Source organism: Duncaniella sp. B8 (genome assembly GCF_005304985.1).
GTDB classification, from domain to species: domain Bacteria; phylum Bacteroidota; class Bacteroidia; order Bacteroidales; family Muribaculaceae; genus Duncaniella; species Duncaniella muris.
The window spans coordinates 927,483-948,182 of record NZ_CP040121.1 but is presented as its reverse complement, the minus strand read 5'-3'; the positions used below and the strand labels follow the sequence as shown (position 1 = coordinate 948,182).

Here is a 20,700-nt window from a genome sequence, read left to right as displayed (position 1 = left end):
TATTAAAATTAATTTACCTTAGAAGTATTCTGAAGCGAAGTTTTTGAAATTTAAACAAACTTTTATTAAGAAAGTTATTTTTCCGAAAGCTGCTTCCTGATGCAAAGGTAGGGTTTAAATGCGAGAATAGTTCTGTCTGAAAGGTAAAAAAATGTCAAGGGAGTATCTTGGCAGAAATTACCTTCACATCTTCCAGCGGGCGGTCATAGCCGTCAGTCTCAACCTTTTGGATTTTGTCGACGGTGTCCATGCCCGAAATGACGCGGCCGAACACTGTGTAGGCGCCGTCGAGATGCGGTGTGCCGCCTTCACGCATATAAAGGTCGCGCTGTTCGGGGGTGAAGTAGGTCGAGTCATTGGCGGTGAGCCGTTCGGTCTCCACTGCCAGCTGCTCGCGCAGAGCTTCCAGTCCGGCCTGGTCGCGGTTGCGGCGCATGGCCATGATGCTGTCGCGGTGCTGCATCGAGAGGCTGTCAAACACTTCCTGTTTGTGGCGCATCACGGCTTTGTGTTCCATCTGGTCAAGCTGGGCGGGCGAGAATTTCTTGCCGGTGACAATGTAGAATTGTGAGCCTGATGATTTGCGCTCAGGGTTTGTGGCATCGCCTTCGCGGGCAGCGGCAAGCGCTCCGCGGTGGTGGAAGTGCTTGGGGAAGTCGATCTCTGCGTCAATTCTGTATGATGGGTCGCCGGCTCCGAGATGTTTGCCTTTCGGTGCATCTTTTGAGGTCGGGTCGCCCCCCTGGATCATGAAACTGTCAATGACGCGGTGGAACAGGAGGCCGTCATAGAAGCCTTCGTTGACGAGTTTGACGAAGTTTGCGGTGTGGAGAGGCGTGTCGCCGTAAAGCAGGAGGGTGATGTCGCCCATAGTTGTATGGAGCATTACTTTGACATCGCCCGGATTGGCCTGGAGATCGTTCATTTCTGTGTTCGGATTATGTGCTCTCAGACCTATGGCGAGGGCGAGAGCTATGACTATCGGTAGAATGTATTTCATGAAATATTGCCGCCTGTCACTGCGGTTTTACTCCTGCGGCCTGGTTCAAAGATCGCGGCCTCAGGTCTGTTTTGAGGAGTGCTTTCAGATATTTTCTGTCGGGGTGATGCGCTTGTAGATGCGCCGGAAGTTGTCATCAGTCGCGTTCAGCTCTTCAGCGCGTGACTGATAGTCGGCTCCCCAGATAGAGGTTATCAGGTCAGGCAGATAGCGGCGTTCGCGGTCTTTCTCTATCGCGGTGGCTATGAGGCGGGAGATCACATCGGAGTAGTGCTTCCCGTCAATGGCATAGAGATAGCGGGCGGCTGATACAACAAACTGGCCGGTAGAATCGACGAGAATCATATTGTCGACCAACTCGTCCATGATTTCATCGCAGTGGCCTATGTGGTTGGCGATATACTCATATGTCAGGAGACCGTCCTGGTCCTGTGACAACTGTTTTTTTAAATCCTGATCCATCATGGTTGCGTAAGATGTGAAAATTTGTGCAAAAGTACTAACATTCGCTTAATTATCCAAATTGCAAATGTCTTATTGGTAAAAAGGTCTATGTTTTTGCTCTAAACGGACAAATTTGATGTGCTTTGGTGGTTGATTTGGATTAAAAGTGATAATTTTGCCGATAATTGCGGTGAGAACACCGTTTACTCGTTTTTGAAAATTTAATATGGGCAAGACTGTAAATCTGACACAGCTGAAATCGCTTGAAAAATTCGTCACTGAATTTTCGAATCTCAGTGATGACTATGTGTTCACACGTCTGACCGAGTCGAACCGCACACCGTTGCTGATATCGGATACCGGGCCGGTCAGATTTGACGGCATGTCGTGGTTTCTCTGTTTTGGCGGATGCCTTGACTTTGAAGTGAATCTGACGCCGGCTTCCCTGACCCCAAATTCAGTAGGAGTGACGCGGCCGGGGTCTTTTATCGAGGTCAAGAATATCGACTGGTCCGGCCTGGATTGCTATATGCTCTTTGTGTCAAGTGATTTTATCCGTGACATCAACTTTGATCTGAACATCCTCGGATCTTTGGCGCCTATGGGCGAGAGAGGGCTTAAGGAGAATCCGGTCATAACGATTCTGCCTGAGGAAGCCACTCTGCTGAGAGCCTATTTCGAGATACTGAACCATAACACGCACAATATTCATGATACAGACAGCACCTACGGCAAGTCAATAGCCAGGTGTGTGATAGCGGCGCTGACTTATCAGCTGATACAGATTGTCAGCCGCAGGATTCCGGCAGACTCCGGTGACCGGCCTAAGTCGAGGAGAATGACTTATGTGCACGAGTTCATACAGCTGGTGCATGAGTATCACCGCAGCGAGCGGACGGTAGCTTTCTATGCCGACAAACTTTTTATATCTCCGAAATACCTTTCGCTGATCATCAAGGAGACTCTTGGGCGTTCGGCTGCTGAAATCATTGATGACTACGTGATACTTGAAGCCAAGAATCTGCTGCGTTTCTCAGGGAAGAATATCCAGCAGGTAAGCTATGAGCTGAACTTTCCGAACCAGTCTTCTTTCGGGAAGTATTTCAAGCATCTGACCGGATTTTCTCCGTCGGAATACCAGCGTTCGGTCTGAAATGTCAGGCAGTCATTTTCGGATCTCGCTGGATAATGAGGTTGTTATCAAGCAACTTCTAATTAGTGGAATAATAAAAAATAGTGTATAAATTGAAGAAAATCGGATTGGTCATAATATCCGTGTGGCTGGCCGTGTGCAATGCCGTGGCCGCAGACCGTGGTTCGCGTCTGGTCAGCAAAGCGAAAGACACAGAGATTGATTGTCTGCAATATCTTCCGATGGTTTTCCCGGAGGCTATGAAACTCTGCGGACAGCCCTCGCGTTCCAGCTGGGGCCGCCTCGCGGTTTCGCAAGGCTTCTCGGTGATACTGATGGCCGGAACTGTCTACTCTCTGAAGCATATGGCAGGGAAGCGGCGTCCCGACCGTTCCGACTGCCGCTCCTTCCCGTCAGGCCATTCCGCCTGGGCCTTTGCTGGGGCTACGGTAATTGCCAGGGAGTTCGGCTGGCGTTCGGCATGGTATCCTGTCGGGGCTTATGCCTTTGCGGCTGGGATAGCCATAGAACGTATAGCAGTAAGACGCCACTCGGCGTTGGATGTGGCCGCAGGAGCACTTACAGGGGTGGCTATGACCGAGCTGGGCTATTTTCTCGCAGACCGCATCTATGGCGGGCGCGGACTGAGTGAGAAGTATCGGCTCAGCGTCAGTCCGGCGGCTCTGCAGGTCCCTGCGGGCTGTGCGGGTCAGGGTCGCGATGTCATTGCCGTGGCTCCGGGTGTGATATTTAGTCTGGAGTTTTGATTATTACCTAAACAATGCGTATATTTGTTATTGATATAGCGGCGTGCATAAAAGCCGTGCTATGACATAGGTTATGAAACTTACTCTTCCTCCCCGCATTTCCGGTCGGCCACTTGAAGTCGATACGTCAGAAAACCGCCAGTTGATCATCATCGGAGCCAACGGATCCGGAAAAACCCGCTTTGCCAACCGGATGATGGCAGATCTCGGTGCGGCAGCGTTCAGAATGTCAGCCCTCAAAGCGCTTTATGGCAAGGATGAGGAAGATCTGACACCCGGATCTATTGACTCGCTCTACCGCGAGGCTACAGGTGGCGGATCGACTTTCATACGCAATGACATAAAGGGCGAGTTCGACCGCATGCTCGCTCTGATGCTCAACGAGGAGATGCTGAATCTTGTGGCGTTCAAATACAGTAATTACAGACGTAATGAAGTCTCGGAGCATAAGGGTGGAAAAGGTGGCAGGGAGAGCAAAATGCCCGTCACGCGGCTTGACCGTATGGTGAGGCTCTGGCAGCGGGTTTTCCCCGGCAACAAAGTGCTGATAGAAAGCGGCAGAATGATTTTCGGCAGCGAGAGGTCGGATGACACCTACTCATCGTCCAAACTTTCGGCAGGCGAAAGAGCCGTGCTATATTATATAGGTGCCGCGATGTTCGCGCCACAGGGAGCCACGATATTCGTCGAATCGCCTGACATGCTGCTGCATCCGTCGTCGATCCGTTCGTTGTGGGACCGCATCGAGGAGATGAGGCGTGACTGCTCGTTTGTCTACATCACCCATGATCTGTCCTTTGCCTCTACCCGTGGTGACGGTGTGACCGTATGGGTCAAGAGCTGCGCTCCCTCGCTGGAGCAGTGGGACTATGATATCATGACATCGGCTGACGGACTTAACGATGAGGTGTATCTTGCCATTCTTGGAGCGCGCAAGCCGGTGCTTTTCATTGAAGGTGATGGCGTTAATTCGATAGATGCCAAGCTGTATCCGCTCATTTTCGAGGAATATACCGTGAAATCGCTCGGCGGATGCGACCGGGTGATCGAGTCGACCAGAACATTCAACAGTCTGCGGGCCTTTCATAATCTCGACGCATTCGGCATTGTGGACCGCGATCGCCGCAACGAGGCGGAAGTCAACTATCTGCGCGGGAAGAAAATCCTTGTGCCGGAAGTTGCCGAGATAGAGAATATCTTTATGCTTGAAGCCGTGATCAAGGCTGTGGCAAGACATTTCCACCGTGATCAGAACGAGGCTTTCGCGAAGGTCAAAAAGTCGATCATGCGCCTGTTTGAAACAGATCTGCGGCAGCAGGCGCTGATGCACACACGCCATCAGGTCAAAAAGACCGTGGAGCACCGTATCGACGGGCGCTTCGCCAACATCGGCAAGCTTGAAGAGCATATCAATGACCTCTGCCAGTCAATCAATCCGCGTGGCATCTACGAGGAATACTGCCGTGATTTCCGCCGCTATGTGGCGCAGGGCGATTATGCGGCAGTGCTCAAGGTCTACAACCGCAAGACCATGATTTCGGAGAGCCATGTGGCGCGGGCATGCGGTCTGCGCCGCGATGACAAAGACACATATATCAGGGCCATACTCTCGATCCTGAAAGAAAATCGAGATCCGGCTTCGACTATCCGTGAGGCCATAAGAGGCGTTTTCGGGATAGAATGACGCTTTAGGATTTCCTTTGCATATAATCACATCCTTTTAACAGATCCGGCATAAACTTATTGCGGGATCAGACCGTTATTCATGTATCAACCGTCATATTATAAGGTGGTTACAGTTTTTTATATGTATAACAAAAGGATGTAATATTATGGAATCGACGATTTACTCACGCTTCAAAGAGCTCGTCAAAAATGACCCGGATCATCCTGCAGTCATCGACGAACGCTCCTGTGTCAATTATGCAGGTCTTGACCGTTTGGTCGACAGCCTGATTTCACGTTTTCCCTCTTTCATTCCGGCGCGAGTCGGGATTGTGATGGATCACAGTGTGGAGATGATAGGGTCCATCCTTGCCGTCATAAAATCAGGCGCCGCTTTTGTGGCTGTCGAACCGGATTTTCCGCCCGAACGTCTGACCACATTTCTCATTGAGAACGGCGTGGACTTTGTGATCACGCAGGAAAAGTATGCCGGGCTTGTCAGAGACTTCACCCGTCTGATCATTACCAGCGAGATCTTCATTGATCCGGCGCTCCACCCGCTGCCTGACCGTTCGCAGGCCAACCGCCCGGCATATATAATGTACACTTCCACACCTGACGGTTTTCCGCTCGGAGTGGCCGTGGGCAACAGTCAGGTCATTCATTTCGCCGAGGCTTTCAGGCGCACATATAATATAAGCGGTGACGATATTCTGCTACAGTTCTCGGCCTGCATCATGAACATCTTTATTCAGGAGGTGTTCGGTGCGCTCCTCAACGGTGCCGCTCTTGCCATACCGTCGGCCTCTACACGCAATAATCTTGAAGCTCTTGTGAGGTTTATAGACAGTCAGTATGTCACCGTCATCAGCGGATTCCCTTATCTGATGATGGAGCTTGACAATCTGGAGGCTTTGCCGATGACAGTGCGTCTGCTCATCAGCGGAGGCGATGTGCTCCACGCCGCCTCTGTCAGTCATCTGCTCGAACAGGTGACGGTCTACAATACCTATGGGCCGGCTGAGGCCACAGTGAGTGTCACTTGCTGTTGTTGCACACCGGACAGTGTGCTTCCTGACGGATCTTTCCCTATCGGCAAGCCGATGAACGGCACAGATGTGATGATTCTCGATGATGACCTGCGGGAGGTAGCTCCGGGGGCTGAAGGTGAGATCTGTCTCATAGGTGACGGTCTGGCCGACTATTATACCGGTGACCATCGCGGCGATCTTCAACCGTTTGCCGTGATCAGCGATGGCAGGCGAGTGTTTCGCACCGGCGATATAGGCCGTCAGCTTCCCGATGGAAATTACGCTTATCTGCGCCACAAGGACAGTGAGGTCAACATACTCGGAAAGAGGGTTGTCACCGGCGAGGTGGAACGTGCCATGAAGAAGAGCGATGAAGTGGATGACTGCGTGGTGGTCCACTATGTAGATGAGCAGGGTGCGGCCTATCTTGTGGCTTATGTGGTTCCGAAGAGCCGTTCGTTCCGCCTGTCATGGGTGAAAAACCGTATGGCACAATATCTGCCGTCATATATGATTCCGGAATTCTTCGTGCTGCTTAAAGCTCTGCCTACCGATGCGGCCGGAGCAGTCAATCCCAAGGCTCTACCGGTTGTGCTCAAAGACGGCAAGGCTGTCTGACAGACCGCAGTGCCGTCGCTGAAGAGTGACGGATTGTGACAAAACAACATCGGAAGCACCTCCATGACGGAGGTGCTTCCGATGTTGTTTGTGGCATGGGCTGTGGATCACTTCTGTGATGCCGGTGCCGGATCTGCTGACTGCTGCTGACGGACGAGATTGACGGTTGTGACGTCTGTGCCTGAGGGATCGTTGAATAGACGCAGTCCGAAGTTCTGGGCTGTGACGGCAACGTGTTCGATCACGGCGCTCTGTATGGCTTCATAGGCGGTCCATTTGGTGGTGGCGGTGAAGCAGTAGATCTGAAGCGGGATGCCTTCGCCTGTAGGGTCCATCACGCGGACGAGTATCTGCTGGTCGCTGACAATTGCGGGGTTGTTGAGCAGCCACTGGCACAGATAGGCCCGGAAAAGTCCGAGGTTTGTAGAGTCGGTGCCGTTGACAACGGCTATGCCCGGATTGTAGTCGGGATGGCCGAGGTCACGGAGGTGGCTGATGTAGGCTTTGATGATAGGGTATCTGGCCGAGATGGCATCGACCATTTCAGGTGTAGTGGCCGTGATGGTGTCGGAGTCGATGATCACAGAGCGGGCTATGCGCCGGCAGCCGCTGTCAGCCATTCCGCGCCAGTTCTGGAAGGAGGTAGATATGAGTGTGTAGGGCGGGAGGGTCACAATGGTGTTGTCGAAATTCTGCACTTTGACGGCGGTCAGAGAGACGTCTGTCACAATGCCGTTGGCGATTGTGGACGGCACTACGATCCAGTCGCCTACACGCAGCATGTCGTTCTGCGAGAGTTGCAGTCCGGCCACGAGTCCGAGAATGCTGTCTTTGAACACAAGCATCAGTACCGCCGCGAAAGCTCCGAGGCCAGTGAGGAGGTTGGCCGGCGATTTGTTGACAATTATGGCCACACTGATTATCAGGGCTATGAACCATAGGATGCCGATAATGGTGTCGAGGATGCCTTTGATGGGCAGGTTTTTGCTGTTGCGGGTTTCATCGAAACGCAGCCAGACGAAAGATGTTACCGAGCAGATGGCCCGGCAGACCACAATGGTGGTGTAGACAAGCAGAATTCTGAACACGACGGTGCGCAGCAGCGAGTCTTCGGTAAATGCGAATGGCAGCAGCGGGAGCATTACCAGCGGAGGGATTATGTGGCTGCAGTGTATCAGCACTTTGTGCTGCACGAGTTCCTTGCCGAGTGTGTTGTGACGCAGCATTACGAATTTTCTTACGGCAAGGAGTATCAGAGTACGTATGATCCAGCCGAGACAGATGGCTATTCCGGCCACGATGATGATGTAGATCACTTCTTCAGCGGTTTTGTCTTTTTCCAGACCGATGAGATCCAGCAGCCTGTGGATATGGATGAGCAGCCATCCGGCCACCTGGTTTGAGGGTATAAGAGCTAACATTTTGTTGAACAGTTGATTGACGTGAATGAAAGGCCTGTGATTCACAGAGCCTCCCGGATATTTAGAGTTTATTTTTAAACAACCTCTTATCTATATGTTTTAAACGCTATTCACGCAGTCAAGGTTTAGGCGCAAAAAATAGACACAGTTTTCAGATGCCGCCGGTGTGGATTGCGGTCTGAAAACTGTGTCGGGAAAGCTCTTGAGTGTTTAACCCTGCGGCGGTGCAGGAAGCATTAGATTAAATCTATTTTCCAAGAGTGATTGCGTAATGGCTGACTTTGCTGAGGTCATTTCAGTTCGAAGGGAACTGTTGCACGGATGTCAGCAGACGAAGATCCGATATAGGCTTTGAATTTGCCGGGTTCGGCGCGCCAGCTTCCGGTTTTGTCGTCGTAGAATTTCAGATCATCGGGTTTGACGGTGAAGGTGACGGCTTTTTCTTCGCCCGGTTTCAGAGAAATCTTTTCGAATCCTTTGAGTTCCTTGAGCGGACGGAGCACAGAGGCTGATTCATCGCCGATGTAGAGCTGGACCACTTCTTTGCCTTCAACAGAGCCGGTGTTGCTGACTGGTATTGTTATGGTCAGGCTTTGGTCTCCGCTGATTGTCTTTGCTGAAGCCGATGCTTTGCCGTATTTGAAATCAGTGTAGCTCAGACCGTGGCCGAAGGGGTAGAAGGCGGGGATTTTCTTGGTGTCGTGCCAGCGGTAGCCTACAAGGATGTCTTCAAGGTATTCCTCGCGGATAGAGTCGCCGGGATAGGCGATGGCTCCGAAGCTGTGGGCGCCGTTGTCTTCAAGACGTGCAGGGAATGAGAATGGGAGTTTGCCTGAGGGGCTTACCTTGCCGCTGATGACGTTGGCGAGTGAGCGTCCGGCCATTGAGCCGAGATACCAGCCCTGGATGATTGCGGGCACTTCTTTTTCCCACGGCATTTCAACGGCGTTGCCTGAGAGGAGCACTACCACGAGGTCGGGATTGGCGGCGCTGAGTTCCTTTATGAGCTGAGGCTGTCCGAATGGCAGACCGTATTCCTGGCGGTCGCCGGCTTCGCAGTCCTGCTGGTGGTTCTTGTTGAGTCCGCCGATAAATATGACCACATCTGCATCTTTGGCCATAGCTACAGCCTGGGCACGCAGAGAGTCCTGCACGGCCTGGGGAATGTCTTCGACATGAGCATACATCGGGCGGCCTGCGCGATAGCCCTGTGCATATCTGACTTTATCGCCGTAGATAGCACGGAGGCCGTCAAGCGGAGTGAAGTTGTCTTTGACTTTGAGTTCGCTGGAGCCTCCGCCTTTCATGAGGTCGCGGGTGGCATTGTCGCCTACCACAAGGATTGATTTCACATCGGGGTTGAGCGGGAGGAGTTTCGGGCCTTTCTTGCCGACAGGAGCGTTTTTCAGCAGGACGATGCCTTCGTTGCCGATCTGCTCTGCTACGGCATAGTGCTCGTCGGTAGCTACAGAGCCGAAGGGCTTGTCACGCTTCATGGCAGTCAGGAAGTTAAGGCGGAGCATACGGCGCGCCTTGTCATCGATTGTCTCCATCGGCAATTCTCCTTTCTGGAGCATCTCGATGTAGGGGTTGGCAAGATAGTAGTCATCGGTTGTGAACTCTGACTCTGAAGTCAGGCCGTTTGTGTAGGATCCCATCTCAAGGTCGAGACCGTAGAGAGCTGCTTCACGGGTGTCATGTGCGCCGCCCCAGTCTGTGACAACCACACCTTTGTAGCCCCAGTCGTCTTTGAGAATCTTGTTGAGGAGCATTTCGTTGTGGCAGGCGTGCTGGCCGCGGATTTTGTTGTAGGAGCCCATGATGGTCCAGCTGTCACCGTCGATGACGGCGCTTTTGAACGCCGGAAGATAGATTTCGTGGAGTGCACGGTCTGAGAGGTTGACATCAATGTGGCCGCGCCATAGTTCCTGATTGTTGAGGGCGAAGTGCTTGACGCTTGCCGCAACGCCGTTCTGCTGCATGCCTTTGATGTAGGGGACCACGAGCACGGAAGCGAGATAGGGGTCTTCTCCCATGTATTCAAAGTTACGGCCGTTGAGCGGAGTGCGGTAGATGTTGACACCGGGGCCGAGCATCACGTCTTTTTCGCGATACAGGGCTTCTTCGCCGAGCGCGTTGCCATAGGCGAATGAAAGATCTGGATTCCATGTGGCGGCCAGGGCAGTGAGTGCCGGGAAGGCTGTTATGGAGTCGTTGGTGCGGTTTGAGTAGCCCCAGTCGTTCCAGTTTATTTCGGCTCGTACACCGTGAGGGCCGTCGCTCATCCAGAGGTCTGGTATGCCGAGGCGCGGCACACCGGCAGAGGAGAATTTGCCCTGGGCGTGGATCATATTTGCTTTTTCCTGAAGAGTCATGCGTGAAAGAGCGTCTTCCACACGTTCGTCCAGAGGTCTGGTTTCATCTTGATAGACAGGAATAGCTGCCCCTGCATTGACAAATGAGGCGGCTACTGCGAGAGTGAACAGTGAATTTCTCAGAATCATTTGTTTTTCAGAATGAATTTATGGTAGTGGTGAAAGGTTTCAGATCAGGTGATGTGGCGGTGACGCTTACCGGGCCTTCGGAGCCATTGTTCTGCACTATGAGCATGGCTTTGCCATAGAAGGCCTTGCGCTTGTTGTCCTTGAAGTGTTCGAGCGAGATGGGAGAGCCGTTATCGACTCCGGCATTGAAGCCGGCACCTTTGACGTCGAATGTCACCTGGTTTTCGGCCCAGGGGCAGAGGTTGCCGTCTTTGTCGAGGATTTCCACGAGGACATAGCTGAGGTCTTTGCCGTCGGCTTTGATTGATTGCCGGTCAGGTGTAAGGCGGATGCGGTAAGGAGAACCGGCGGTACGGATTTCACGGGTGGCCACGGTGCGGCCGTCTTTGCGGCTGACAGCCTTTACTGAGCCGGGCTGGAAGCTGACACGCCATGAGGCGTGATATTTCCCCGGTTCGGGTTTGCGGATGCCTTGCGACTCACCGTTGATGAAGAGTTCGACTTCATCGGCATTGTTGTAGTAGGCCCACATGTCAATTTCCTGTCCCGGCTGCCAGTTCCAGTGAGGGAAGAGGTGAAGCACAGTCTTGTCGGGGCGCCACTGCGACTGATACATATAATATATGTCCTTCGGGATGCCGGCAAGGTCTACAATGCCGAAGTAGGAACTGCGGGCCGGCCAGCCGAAGGGTGTCGGCTCTCCGAGGTAGTCGAATCCGGTCCAGATGAACTGACCGGCGATGAAGTCTTTTGAGTCCACATGGCCGAGTGTGCCTTCATGGGTATTGCCCCAGGGCGCGTGGCAGTTGTCATATGAAGAACAGGAGAATGTGCTGTCGCGGAATTCGATATCCCACCGCTTGGGCCAGATGTATAAACTGTCTGAGGGCATTCGGTAGTAGCCGCGAGTCATCAGTGCGGAGACGCTTTCGCTGATGATGAACGGTTTGTCAGGGAACCAGCCGGGGACGGAGTCAAACCAGTTGTCATGGTAGTTGTAGCCGATGATGTCAAGCGCACCTGAGCGGAACAGGTGGTTGCCGGGATCAGGTTCGTTGCAGCCGGCGGTGACCGGACGTGACGGATCGAGATCCTTGACCATTCCGGCAAGTTTCTTTGTGAGAAGTGAGTTGACGCTGAGGTTTTCACCCTCTTTGGCGAGGTTTTCTTTTCCGTGGCCGAAGTTGAGGATGAGGTTGGCCTGTTCGAGAGTGAGGGTGTCGGCTTTGGCGGAACTCCACTGTTCGAGCACTTCGTTTCCGATGCTGTAGATTATGACAGACGGGTGGTTTCTGTCGCGGACTATAAGATCGGTCAGATCTCTCTCATGCCAGTCAGGGAAGTAACGCGCATAGTCATGAGATGTCTTTTTCTTGCGCCACATGTCAAAGGTCTCGTCCATGACAAGGATACCCATGCGGTCGCACAGATCAAGCACTTCCGGGGCGGGAGGATTGTGTGAGGCTCTGTAGGCGTTGACTCCCATCTCTTTAAGAATTTCGAACTGGCGCTCTATGGCGCGGGTATTGACGGCCGCTCCGAGTGCTCCGAGGTCGTGGTGCATACAGACTCCATTGATCTTCATAGCTTTTCCGTTGAGAGAGAAGCCTGTTTTAGGATCGAAGCTGAAATATCTGAATCCGGTGGTCTGAAGATATGTGTCAAGCAGTTCGCCGGTCTTGGCATCGGAGATGAAAGTGGCGAGGGTGTAGAGATATGGATCTTCTGTTGACCAGAGATGGGGGTTTCTCAGATCGAGTTTTGCTGTGACCTCCGCAGATGCGTTTTTCCGGCTGAGACGCACAGTCCGCGGCTCGGTTTTGCCGATCATTTTTCCGGCGGCATCAATCAGAGCGGTATAGATGCTGATATTTCTGGTTTTCCGGGCATTGCTGACAATGTCGGTGCGGATTGTCACCGCCGCGATACTGTCTGTCACGTCGGCGTTTATCTGTTGTCCCCAGAGCGGAATGTGTATTTCATTGAGCGAGCGGAGCCAGACGTTGCGGTAGATGCCGCAACCGCTATACCAGCGCGAGTTTGGCTGTTCGGCGTTGTCGACACGCACAGCTATCACGTTTTTGCCGTCGGTTTTGAGATAAGGGGTGAGATCATAGCTGAACGATGCGTAGCCGTAAGGACGTGTGCCGAGTTCATGTCCGTTGATGAAGACGGTGGAGTTCATGTAGGCTCCGTCAAAGTCGATGAACGTCTTTTTGCCTTGCTGAGCAGGAGAGATGGTGAATGATTTGCGATACCATCCGATGCCGCCGGGCAGAGCGCCACCGCCGGTTCCGGACGGGTTGTCAATGTTGAAGTCGCCTTCGATGGCCCAGTCGTGCGGGAGCGAGAGATTCCGCCAGTTGGAATCATCGTAGTCCGGCGATGCCATTTCAGGAGCATCGCCGAGACTGAATTTCCAGCCATCGTTGAAGCTTTCAGCCCGTGGATCGGCTGCTGAAGCCGAAAAAATGGCCGCCCCGCCGAAGAGGGCGAGGCATGCCAATACAATCAAATTTACCTTAGATAACATGATCTATTGTGTGTTGGGCTTGTAGAGCACTTATAGTGGTACTTTAAAGTTTTACATTTTTAGCCTCTCCGTTGTAGGCCACAACCACACCTTTCTTGTCACGGCCATAGCCGACGGGTGTTTTCTCAGACACCTTGATGATGTTGAACTTGCGGTTGCGGAGCATGCCGGGATACTGGCCTGCGCGCTTGCCGATAGTGAGGGTTGAGGTTTCGTCGTTCCAGGAGAATGGGATCATGGCATACTGGCCCTTCTCGTAGTTGTAGTTGGTGTTTTCGTCTTCATAAAGGACGAATTTGCCGTCTTCTCCGGCATAGACGTAGAGATTGATCATGTCAGCCGGTTTTTCAGCAGACCACTGCATGGCCGGACCGAAGGGGATGATAGAGCCTGAGCGCACAAAGAGGGGGATGCGTTCGTAGGGGGCTGCGACTTTTAGAGTCTGGCCGCCGTTGATCTCCTTGCCGGTGTAGAAGTCATACCAGTCAGCTCCTTCGGGGAAGTAGACTTCGCGCGAAGTGGCGCCGTAGGTGTAGACGGGAGCTACGAGCAGCGAGGGACCGAACATGTACTGGTCGCCGATGTTGCGGGTTGCCTTGTCGGCGGTGAAGTCCATTACCATCGGGCGCATGATGGTGTAGTCATCGAAATGGGTCTTGGCTGCGAGTGAATAGATGTAGGGCATCAGGTCGTAACGCAGGTTGGTGTAGTAGACCACAGACTTGTAGGCGGGATGGTTTTCAGGAGCGATGTTGAAGATTTCGCGGTAGGGCCACTGGCCGTGGGCGCGGAACATGGGTGCGAATGCTCCGAACTGATACCAGCGGGTGTTGAGCTCACGCCATTCTTTCATGTCGGGTGTTTCACGGCCGGTTTTGTCGAATTCGGCAGCGGCGGCCACAAAGCGGTCTTCAACGCAGAATCCGCCGATGTCCATGCTCCACCAGGGTATGCCGGAGGCGGCAAAGTTAAGGCCTGCTGAGATCTGGGCTTTCATGTCTTCCCAGCGGGTGGCGATGTCACCGCTCCAGGTTGCTGTTGAATAGCGCTGCTGTCCGGCGAAACCGGAGCGGGTGAGAAGGAAGACGCGGTTGTCGTTGATGCCACGCTGTCCGTTATAGATGGCGTCGGCGTTCATCAGACCGTAAGCGTTGAAGTATTTTGTAGAGGGGCCGAGTGCGGTCGGGGTGATAAGGTCCTTGCGATACTGAAGGTCGGTACAGTCTCGGATGTTGGGTTCGGATGCGTCCATCCACCAGGCATCCATTCCGACAGGCACATAGTGGTCTTCGATCTGCTTCCAGAAGAGTTTGCGGGCATCGGGGCTGTAGGCATCATAGAATGAGCTGAGATAGCCGGGACCTACCCAGTCGCGGATGCTGTCTTTGACTGGGAGCTGATACATCCATCCGTTTTTGTCGAATTCCTTGTAGTGTTCGGTAGTTACATAGAATTTTGGCCATACGGAGATCATCACACGTCCGTTCATGTTGTGGATCGAGTCGACCATGCCTTTGGGATCGGGGAAGCGTTCGGGATCGAATTCGTGGCTACCCCATGAATCCTGCTTCCAGTGGAGCCAGTCGATAACTATGTTGTCGATGGGAATGCCGCGGCGGCGAAATTCCGCGAAAGTCGAGAGCACTTCATCTGATGTGTTGTATTTCTCGCGGCTTTGCCAGTAGCCCATGACCCATTTGGCCATCATGGGAGCTTTGCCTGTGAGGGTGCGGTAGCCGTGGATCACATCGTCCATGTCTTCGCCATAGATGAAGTAGTAGTCTATCTGGCTTTGCATTTCGCCCCACCAGCTCATCTGCATCTGTTCTTTGTCATCAACGGGAGAGTAGACTCTGAGGCCGCAATAGGCTACGGCGCCGTTGGGTTCCCACTGGATTTTTACGGGAACACGTTTGCCGGCTTCGAGGTTGACGGAGAATTTGTAGGAGTTGGGGTTCCAGGCGGTGCGCCAGCGTTCGGGGACAACTTCTTTGCCGTCAATGAATACTGACATGTAGCCTGAATAGTAGAGGATGAATTTGAATTCACCGCTTTCTGAGGGCTCGATTTCTCCTTCATAGGTCACGTGAGAGCCCTGATAGTTGAAATCCTGAGGCAGATTCACTACATGTTTGAGTTCTTTGCGGATGAGGTGTTCGAAGTAGATTGAGTCTTCGCGCTGCACGATGGTCGATTCTTCGGCTTTGGCGGGTACATAGGTTCCTGTCAGAGCGCCTTCCTTGCCGTCTTTATCGTAGAGTTTGAAAACCTGGCCGAGTTGTTTGTATGGTTCCGGATTTCCGAAGCGGCAGAGCGAATAGCTATCCCAGAGAATGCCGTAGTTGTCAGTGGAGACAATGAATGGCACTGAGACTTTGGTATTATACTGGAAAAGTTCTTCGTTTTTACCTTTATAGTTGAACTCGTCGCTCTGGTGTTGTCCGAGGCCGTAGATGCCTTCTTCCTTGTCAAGAGATTCGAATACCTGGCGTACGGTGTAGCCTTTGGTGCCTTCGACTTCGATTGGGGAGAATTCACGCCCGCCGTCGGCTTCGGCAACGATCAGGCGGCCGTCTTTGTTATAGAATTTGACATCGCCGGTTGAAAAAGATACTGTAGCGGTCAACTGAGAGGTTGAAAGCGATACGGTCGAGTCTGTTTCCGCGATGGTGTATTCTACATTGGCCCTGGGAGGAATGACCACAAGGCTTGTGTCTGATGAGAATTTTTTGTCGGGAGTTGCCGATACGCGGATGATCTTGTCGTCAATCACCTGCAGCCTTACCTTGCGGACTGAATTTTCTGTCTCGGCAGCGATGTTGACTGTGATCCCACGCTCTGATTTTTCATATCTGCCGGCCGCGCACGAGGCGAACAGCATGGCCGTTAATAATGAAGCGGTTATAGTTCTTGATTTCATGTATGAATTAGATATTTTCAGTTTTAAGGGAAGAAGATGGAGTAATGAATGAATAAATAAATAAGCATAGCCGCAGATGGAGGTCCGGTTCTCCGATCCGTGACTATGCAAAATTATAAATAACAATCGGTATAAACCGAAATCTATGTTGACCCTCTGTGGTCGGAATGATTTTGGACGGGGTGAAAATGTTAACTTATACGTGATAATTTGTTGCTTTGCCCTCTTTATCCTGATAAACAGAAGGCAGAACGCCAAATTCTTCCTTGAAATATTTGCTGAAGTATTTTGGATTGTTATAGCCGAGCTGGAAGGCAATTTCCGAGACGTTCAACTGGCTCTCGCGCAGCATCTGTGCCCCTCGTTTCAGGCGGATCAGGCGGATGAATTCAACCGGAGTCTTGCCGGTAGTGGCCTTTAGCTTTTTATATAGGTGCACGCGGCTCATGCCGAGGTGGCTGCTGAGTTCTTCAACCGACAGATCGGGTCGTTTGATGTTTGTCACGACATATTTGATGGCTTTTTCCACCATTTTTTCATCAAGAGGTGTGATTTTGATGGTGTCAGGTTCGGGGTTGATGAGCGAGCGCCCGTTTCCGCGATGGGAGAGCGAGATGAGTTTTTTCATCTTCAGCAGTAGCAGATCGATGTTGAAGGGCTTGGTTATGTAATCGTCGGCTCCGGTGGTCAGACCTTCGACTTTGGCGCCGATGTCGTGTTTGGCTGTCAGGATGATGACCGGTGTTGAGGCTAGATCCTGGTTGGACTTGAGCTTGCGGCAGAGTTCGAGGCCGTCGATTCCGGGCATCATAAGGTCAGTCAGTACGATTGCCGGTCTGATTGATTCGAGTAGCCGGAGTGCGGTGGCTCCGTCAGGTGCTGTCATGACGTGGAAGTCATGGCCGAGGCCATCGCGCAGGAATTCGATCATGTCGTGGCTGTCATCGACCACTAAGGCTGTCGGTTTGTCAGATGCTGCCGGATCATCTTGTTTTTCAACAGATGGCTGTTCTGTCTGTGCCTCAAGGATTTCGGTGTCAGGGAGAGAGACGGTTTCGCTGACAGGCGGGGTTGTTTCAGCGAGCGGGGTCTGCTTTATGAGTGGAATGCTGATTGTGAATATTGTTCCTCCTCCCGGATTGTCAGAGATCTCGATGGTGCCGTTGTGGAGCTTGATATACTCGTTTACCATGCTTAGTCCGATGCCGTTTCCGGTCATTGAACTGTCGTTTTTGGCATTGTCAGCCTGGAAGAAACGGTCGAACACATGAGGCTTGTCGCTGTCGCTGATGCCTATGCCTGTGTCTGAGACTTTGATGATGACTGAAGTCGGGGTGGTTGACAGTTCGGTTTTTACCTCTCCTCCTTCCGGGGTAAATTTGAATGCGTTGGACAGGAGGTTCATGATTGATTTATAGAGTTTGTCTTCATCAAACATGGCATTCAGTTCGGGAGTGGAGGAGGTGAATGTGAGGCGTATGTTTTTACGTTCGGAGAGGTTGGCGAAAGAATGGCAGACTCCGCGCACAAAGCCTACGATTTCGCCCTCAGACAGCTGTAGCGACAGGCCTGTGACTTCATTTTTCCTGAAATCAAGAAGCTGGTTTACAAGCAGGAGCAGACGCATGGCGTTGTTACGCATGAGGGTCAGACGTTTGAGCTGTTTTTCGTCTGTTGCTTCCTTGATCATGCTTTCGAGAGGGGAGACTATCAGTGTCAGCGGAGTGCGGAGTTCGTGGCTGACGTTTGTGTAGAACTTGAATTTCAGCTGGTTGATTTCCTCTTGCTTGACGAGAGCGTCTTCTTTACGCTTCTCGTTGAAGCGGCGGCGTTCGCGCAGTTTGATGTGGCGTATAAATGCGTAGACAAGCAGGCACAGTATAAGGGCATACAGTAGTTTGGCCCATACCGACAGCCAGAATGGCGGGTGCATTATGATGGTCAGTTCTGCGGCGCTTACACTTTCGTAACCGTCATTGTTGACGGCTTTTACAAGCAGCCGGTAGGTGCCGGGAGCCAGATTGGTGTAGCTTGCCATGTGGACTCCGGGTGGTGTGGTCATCCATTCGTCATCAAGGCCTTCAAGCTTGTGCTGATAGGTGGTTTTTTCGGGGAATATGTAGTTGTCAGTCGCAAATGTGACTGAAAATGATGAGTTGTCAGGCCAGAGTTCAAGTGTGCCGCCATGATTCGGCGATGATTTCAGCAATACATGACCTTTGACATTCTCTCCGACTCTGATGGTTTTTGATCCGACACTGATGTCTGAGAACATTACGTTTGGAAGTGCGCGGTTGTGACGGATGCTGTCAGGGTTGAATTCATTGAGACCGTAAAGGCTGCCTATGAATATCTGTCCCGAAGGGAGACGGCCGAAGGAGCGCTGGTTGAAGTCGCAGTTCTGCAGGCCGTCAGCTGAGTCATAGCGGTGTGTGGTGTATGAGAATTCTCCGGTTTTGTCATTGTATCTGACATTGAATTTTACGAGATTGCCGCCTTCGCTGGCCCAGACGTTTCCGTTGTTGTCGATCTGCAGGCCGAGAATGAAATCCGGAGTGGCCTTGTCTGGAGAAGTTTTTAGCGGGATTATCCGTTCTCTATGAGGGTCATAGATGTGCAGTCCGCGGGTTGAGGCTACCCATAGCAGATCGCGGGTGTCGTGGAGCAGGTCGTTGATCTTAAGTCCGTCAAGGAGGGGGATGCTGGAGAATTTTTCTTTTATGGGGTCGAATACGGCGACACCTGAGGAGGTGGCGATGTAGATGCGCCTCTCTCCTTCGCCATCGCGCGCGATATCAAGGATATAGTCCGAAAACAGATCGGAATTGGACATGTTGTATGATTTCACTTCGAGCGATTTCGGATCGAATCTGTAGAGTCCGTGACCGAGGGTTCCGATCCAGATTTTGCCGTCAGGGGCTTTGGCCAGCGCCCAGGTGTAGGCGTTGTCAAGGGTTGTTCCTGTGCTCAGAGTCTCTATTTTTCCGTTGCGGCATCGGCGCAGGCCGCGTGCAAAGGATCCGAAATAGAGTGTGCCGTCGGGCAGTTCGAGCATGGTGGTGATTGCCGGGTGCGAGCCGTTGTCAGTAAGGTAGGGGATCGGGGTGCGGCTGTTGGTCTGCGGATTCCATTTTATAATACCAGCGGCATCGGTGCCGATCCATACCGAGCCGTCGATCAGCGATGGATACAGGCAGTTGACATCAGGGAATGGTATCAGTTTGAATTTGTTTGCGCTTTCATTGTGATAATATATACCTTTTTTATATGTTCCGATCCATAGTGATCCGGCGTTGTCGTCATAAAGAGCGGTGACGGTGTTGCGTATGCCTGAGCTTACCGATGTGGTTACCGGAATGAAGCGGAAGCGGTCGTTTTCGCGCACCACTTTTTCGAGGCCGTTATGGTCGCGTGCTATCCAGCGGATTCCGGAGCTGTCGTGCATAAACGTCTTGACAACTTTTTGATTTCTGTCATCGGGGAGAAGGTGATTGGCCCAGGTGTGGCTGCGGGTGTCGTAGAGCCACAATTTTTCATTGCTGAAGATCCAGGCCAGGCCATCGTTGTCAGGCACGATGGTGTAGACAAAAGTAGTGCTTGGGTCGGTGTTCACCGCTATGAGAGAGTCGGTGCGGGTTACAAGCATTGATTGAGGGGAGATGAATTTTATGACGCCGTGGTTGTCGATGGTCATGACTTCGTCAGGGATGGAGACAATGTCTGTGATCTCGTCTCCGGCAAAGCTTTTGTCTTTCAGCAGCTCGGCTTTGCCTGATCCGGATTTGATCCGGTAGAGTCCTTCATTGTTGATGTGAATCCATGCATTTTTGCCGCTGTCGAAATGGATCTGTGAAGGTGCAGACTGCATATTGTATTCCTCAAAAATAGGCGAGAGGTCGGTCGACAGGCAGTCTGAAACCGGATCATAGATGAGATATGTTTTCCCGGAGCGGACCCACAGACGTCCTTTTCTGTCTTCCTGTATGTCGGTGATGTCTTCGTCATAGGAAATCATGACGGAGTCTTCGACGGCAGGAAGGTAGATCTTGAAGCCATAGCCGTTGTAACGGCAGAGCCCTGAAGATGTCCCGACCCATAGAAAGCCGTCTGAGTCACGGTGAAAGGCATTTATTTTGTTGTTTGCAAGACCGTTGGATGTGTCAAGATGTTTCAGCATGAACTCCTGGGCGGAGCCGAAAAGGAAACAAAGAGTCAGGCTTATGAGTAAGGGTAAACGCATGGCGTTAACATTTAAGGAGTATTTACATTCACAAAGTAAAATGATTTTCATGAAATATCCAAATCCACTGCGATTGCGGGTGGTGGAGTAACATTTGCGTCAATGATGTAAAGTGTTGAATGTTAGTCGTGAAAATTATCGATTAAAACATTTTAAGCTAATAAAGTTAACAAATAACTCCCGGATAGAACAGTTTTTATCCCATATAATGAGGGTAAAAAATTGGTGATTACGAAAGCAATCTTTACATTTGCTTACTTTTATTAGACTATCGCACTATCTTCTTACCTTAAAAACAAAGTTCTGCAATTGCTTCAAACCTGCATACAGCACTTTGCCTGACATACAATATATTTATAGGCCGAGCGCGGCCGCACACAAAGAGAGAATAACAAAATCAGCAAGACTAACCAGTAAAACTAAAT

General features: G+C 51.8%; 11 protein-coding genes. 4 read left to right on the top strand and 7 right to left on the bottom strand.

Features of this window, described 5'->3' with window-relative positions; genetic code table 11:
• Nucleotides 1–154: 154 nt before the first annotated feature.
• Complete coding sequence (locus FDZ78_RS04345; protein ID WP_123398271.1) at nucleotides 155–1,000, bottom strand: peptidylprolyl isomerase; 846 nt, start codon at nucleotides 998–1,000, stop codon at nucleotides 155–157.
• Nucleotides 1,001–1,084: 84 nt separating this feature from the next.
• The gene (locus tag FDZ78_RS04340; RefSeq protein WP_124075683.1) at nucleotides 1,085–1,438 is read right to left on the bottom strand and encodes a hypothetical protein; all 354 of its coding nucleotides are present in this window, start codon (nucleotides 1,436–1,438) and stop codon (nucleotides 1,085–1,087) included.
• 232 nt (nucleotides 1,439–1,670) lie between these two features.
• Here FDZ78_RS04340 and FDZ78_RS04335 point away from each other — a divergent pair, with 232 nt between their 5' ends.
• The 4 genes from FDZ78_RS04335 to FDZ78_RS04320 all read left to right on the top strand — a co-directional run bounded on the left by FDZ78_RS04335 (nucleotide 1,671) and on the right by FDZ78_RS04320 (nucleotide 6,657).
• Nucleotides 1,671–2,597 (top strand): AraC family transcriptional regulator, encoded by a 927-nt coding sequence (locus FDZ78_RS04335; RefSeq protein ID WP_123398270.1) that lies wholly within the window; start codon nucleotides 1,671–1,673, stop codon nucleotides 2,595–2,597.
• 92 nt (nucleotides 2,598–2,689) lie between these two features.
• The gene (locus FDZ78_RS04330; protein WP_136408080.1) at nucleotides 2,690–3,343 is read left to right on the top strand and encodes a phosphatase PAP2 family protein; all 654 of its coding nucleotides are present in this window, start codon (nucleotides 2,690–2,692) and stop codon (nucleotides 3,341–3,343) included.
• 73 nt (nucleotides 3,344–3,416) lie between these two features.
• Nucleotides 3,417–5,027 carry a DUF4435 domain-containing protein gene (locus FDZ78_RS04325; protein WP_107031656.1) on the top strand — a complete coding sequence of 537 codons (1,611 nt, stop codon included), beginning with the start codon at nucleotides 3,417–3,419 and terminating at the stop codon, nucleotides 5,025–5,027.
• Nucleotides 5,028–5,175: 148 nt separating this feature from the next.
• Complete coding sequence (locus FDZ78_RS04320) at nucleotides 5,176–6,657, top strand: AMP-binding protein (RefSeq protein WP_136408079.1); 1,482 nt, start codon at nucleotides 5,176–5,178, stop codon at nucleotides 6,655–6,657.
• A 107-nt stretch (nucleotides 6,658–6,764) separates the two neighbouring features.
• On the opposite strand, the gene FDZ78_RS04315 is transcribed toward FDZ78_RS04320, so the two are convergent.
• The 5 genes from FDZ78_RS04315 to FDZ78_RS04295 all read right to left on the bottom strand — a co-directional run bounded on the left by FDZ78_RS04315 (nucleotide 6,765) and on the right by FDZ78_RS04295 (nucleotide 20,275).
• Nucleotides 6,765–8,078: a mechanosensitive ion channel domain-containing protein gene (locus tag FDZ78_RS04315; RefSeq protein WP_107031654.1), complete on the bottom strand. Its 1,314-nt coding sequence runs from the start codon at nucleotides 8,076–8,078 to the stop codon at nucleotides 6,765–6,767.
• 290 nt (nucleotides 8,079–8,368) lie between these two features.
• The gene (locus FDZ78_RS04310) at nucleotides 8,369–10,582 is read right to left on the bottom strand and encodes a glycoside hydrolase family 3 C-terminal domain-containing protein (RefSeq protein WP_168181939.1); all 2,214 of its coding nucleotides are present in this window, start codon (nucleotides 10,580–10,582) and stop codon (nucleotides 8,369–8,371) included.
• Between the two features lie 7 nt (nucleotides 10,583–10,589).
• On the bottom strand, nucleotides 10,590–13,115 hold the full coding sequence (locus FDZ78_RS04305; protein ID WP_123398265.1) for a glycoside hydrolase family 2 TIM barrel-domain containing protein: 2,526 nt from the start codon (nucleotides 13,113–13,115) through the stop codon (nucleotides 10,590–10,592).
• Between the two features lie 43 nt (nucleotides 13,116–13,158).
• The gene (locus FDZ78_RS04300; RefSeq protein ID WP_123398264.1) at nucleotides 13,159–16,035 is read right to left on the bottom strand and encodes a TIM-barrel domain-containing protein; all 2,877 of its coding nucleotides are present in this window, start codon (nucleotides 16,033–16,035) and stop codon (nucleotides 13,159–13,161) included.
• 196 nt (nucleotides 16,036–16,231) lie between these two features.
• Entirely contained in the window at nucleotides 16,232–20,275 is a 4,044-nt protein-coding gene (locus FDZ78_RS04295) for a hybrid sensor histidine kinase/response regulator transcription factor (RefSeq protein ID WP_168181937.1), read from the bottom strand.
• Between the last annotated feature and the right edge of the window lie 425 nt (nucleotides 20,276–20,700).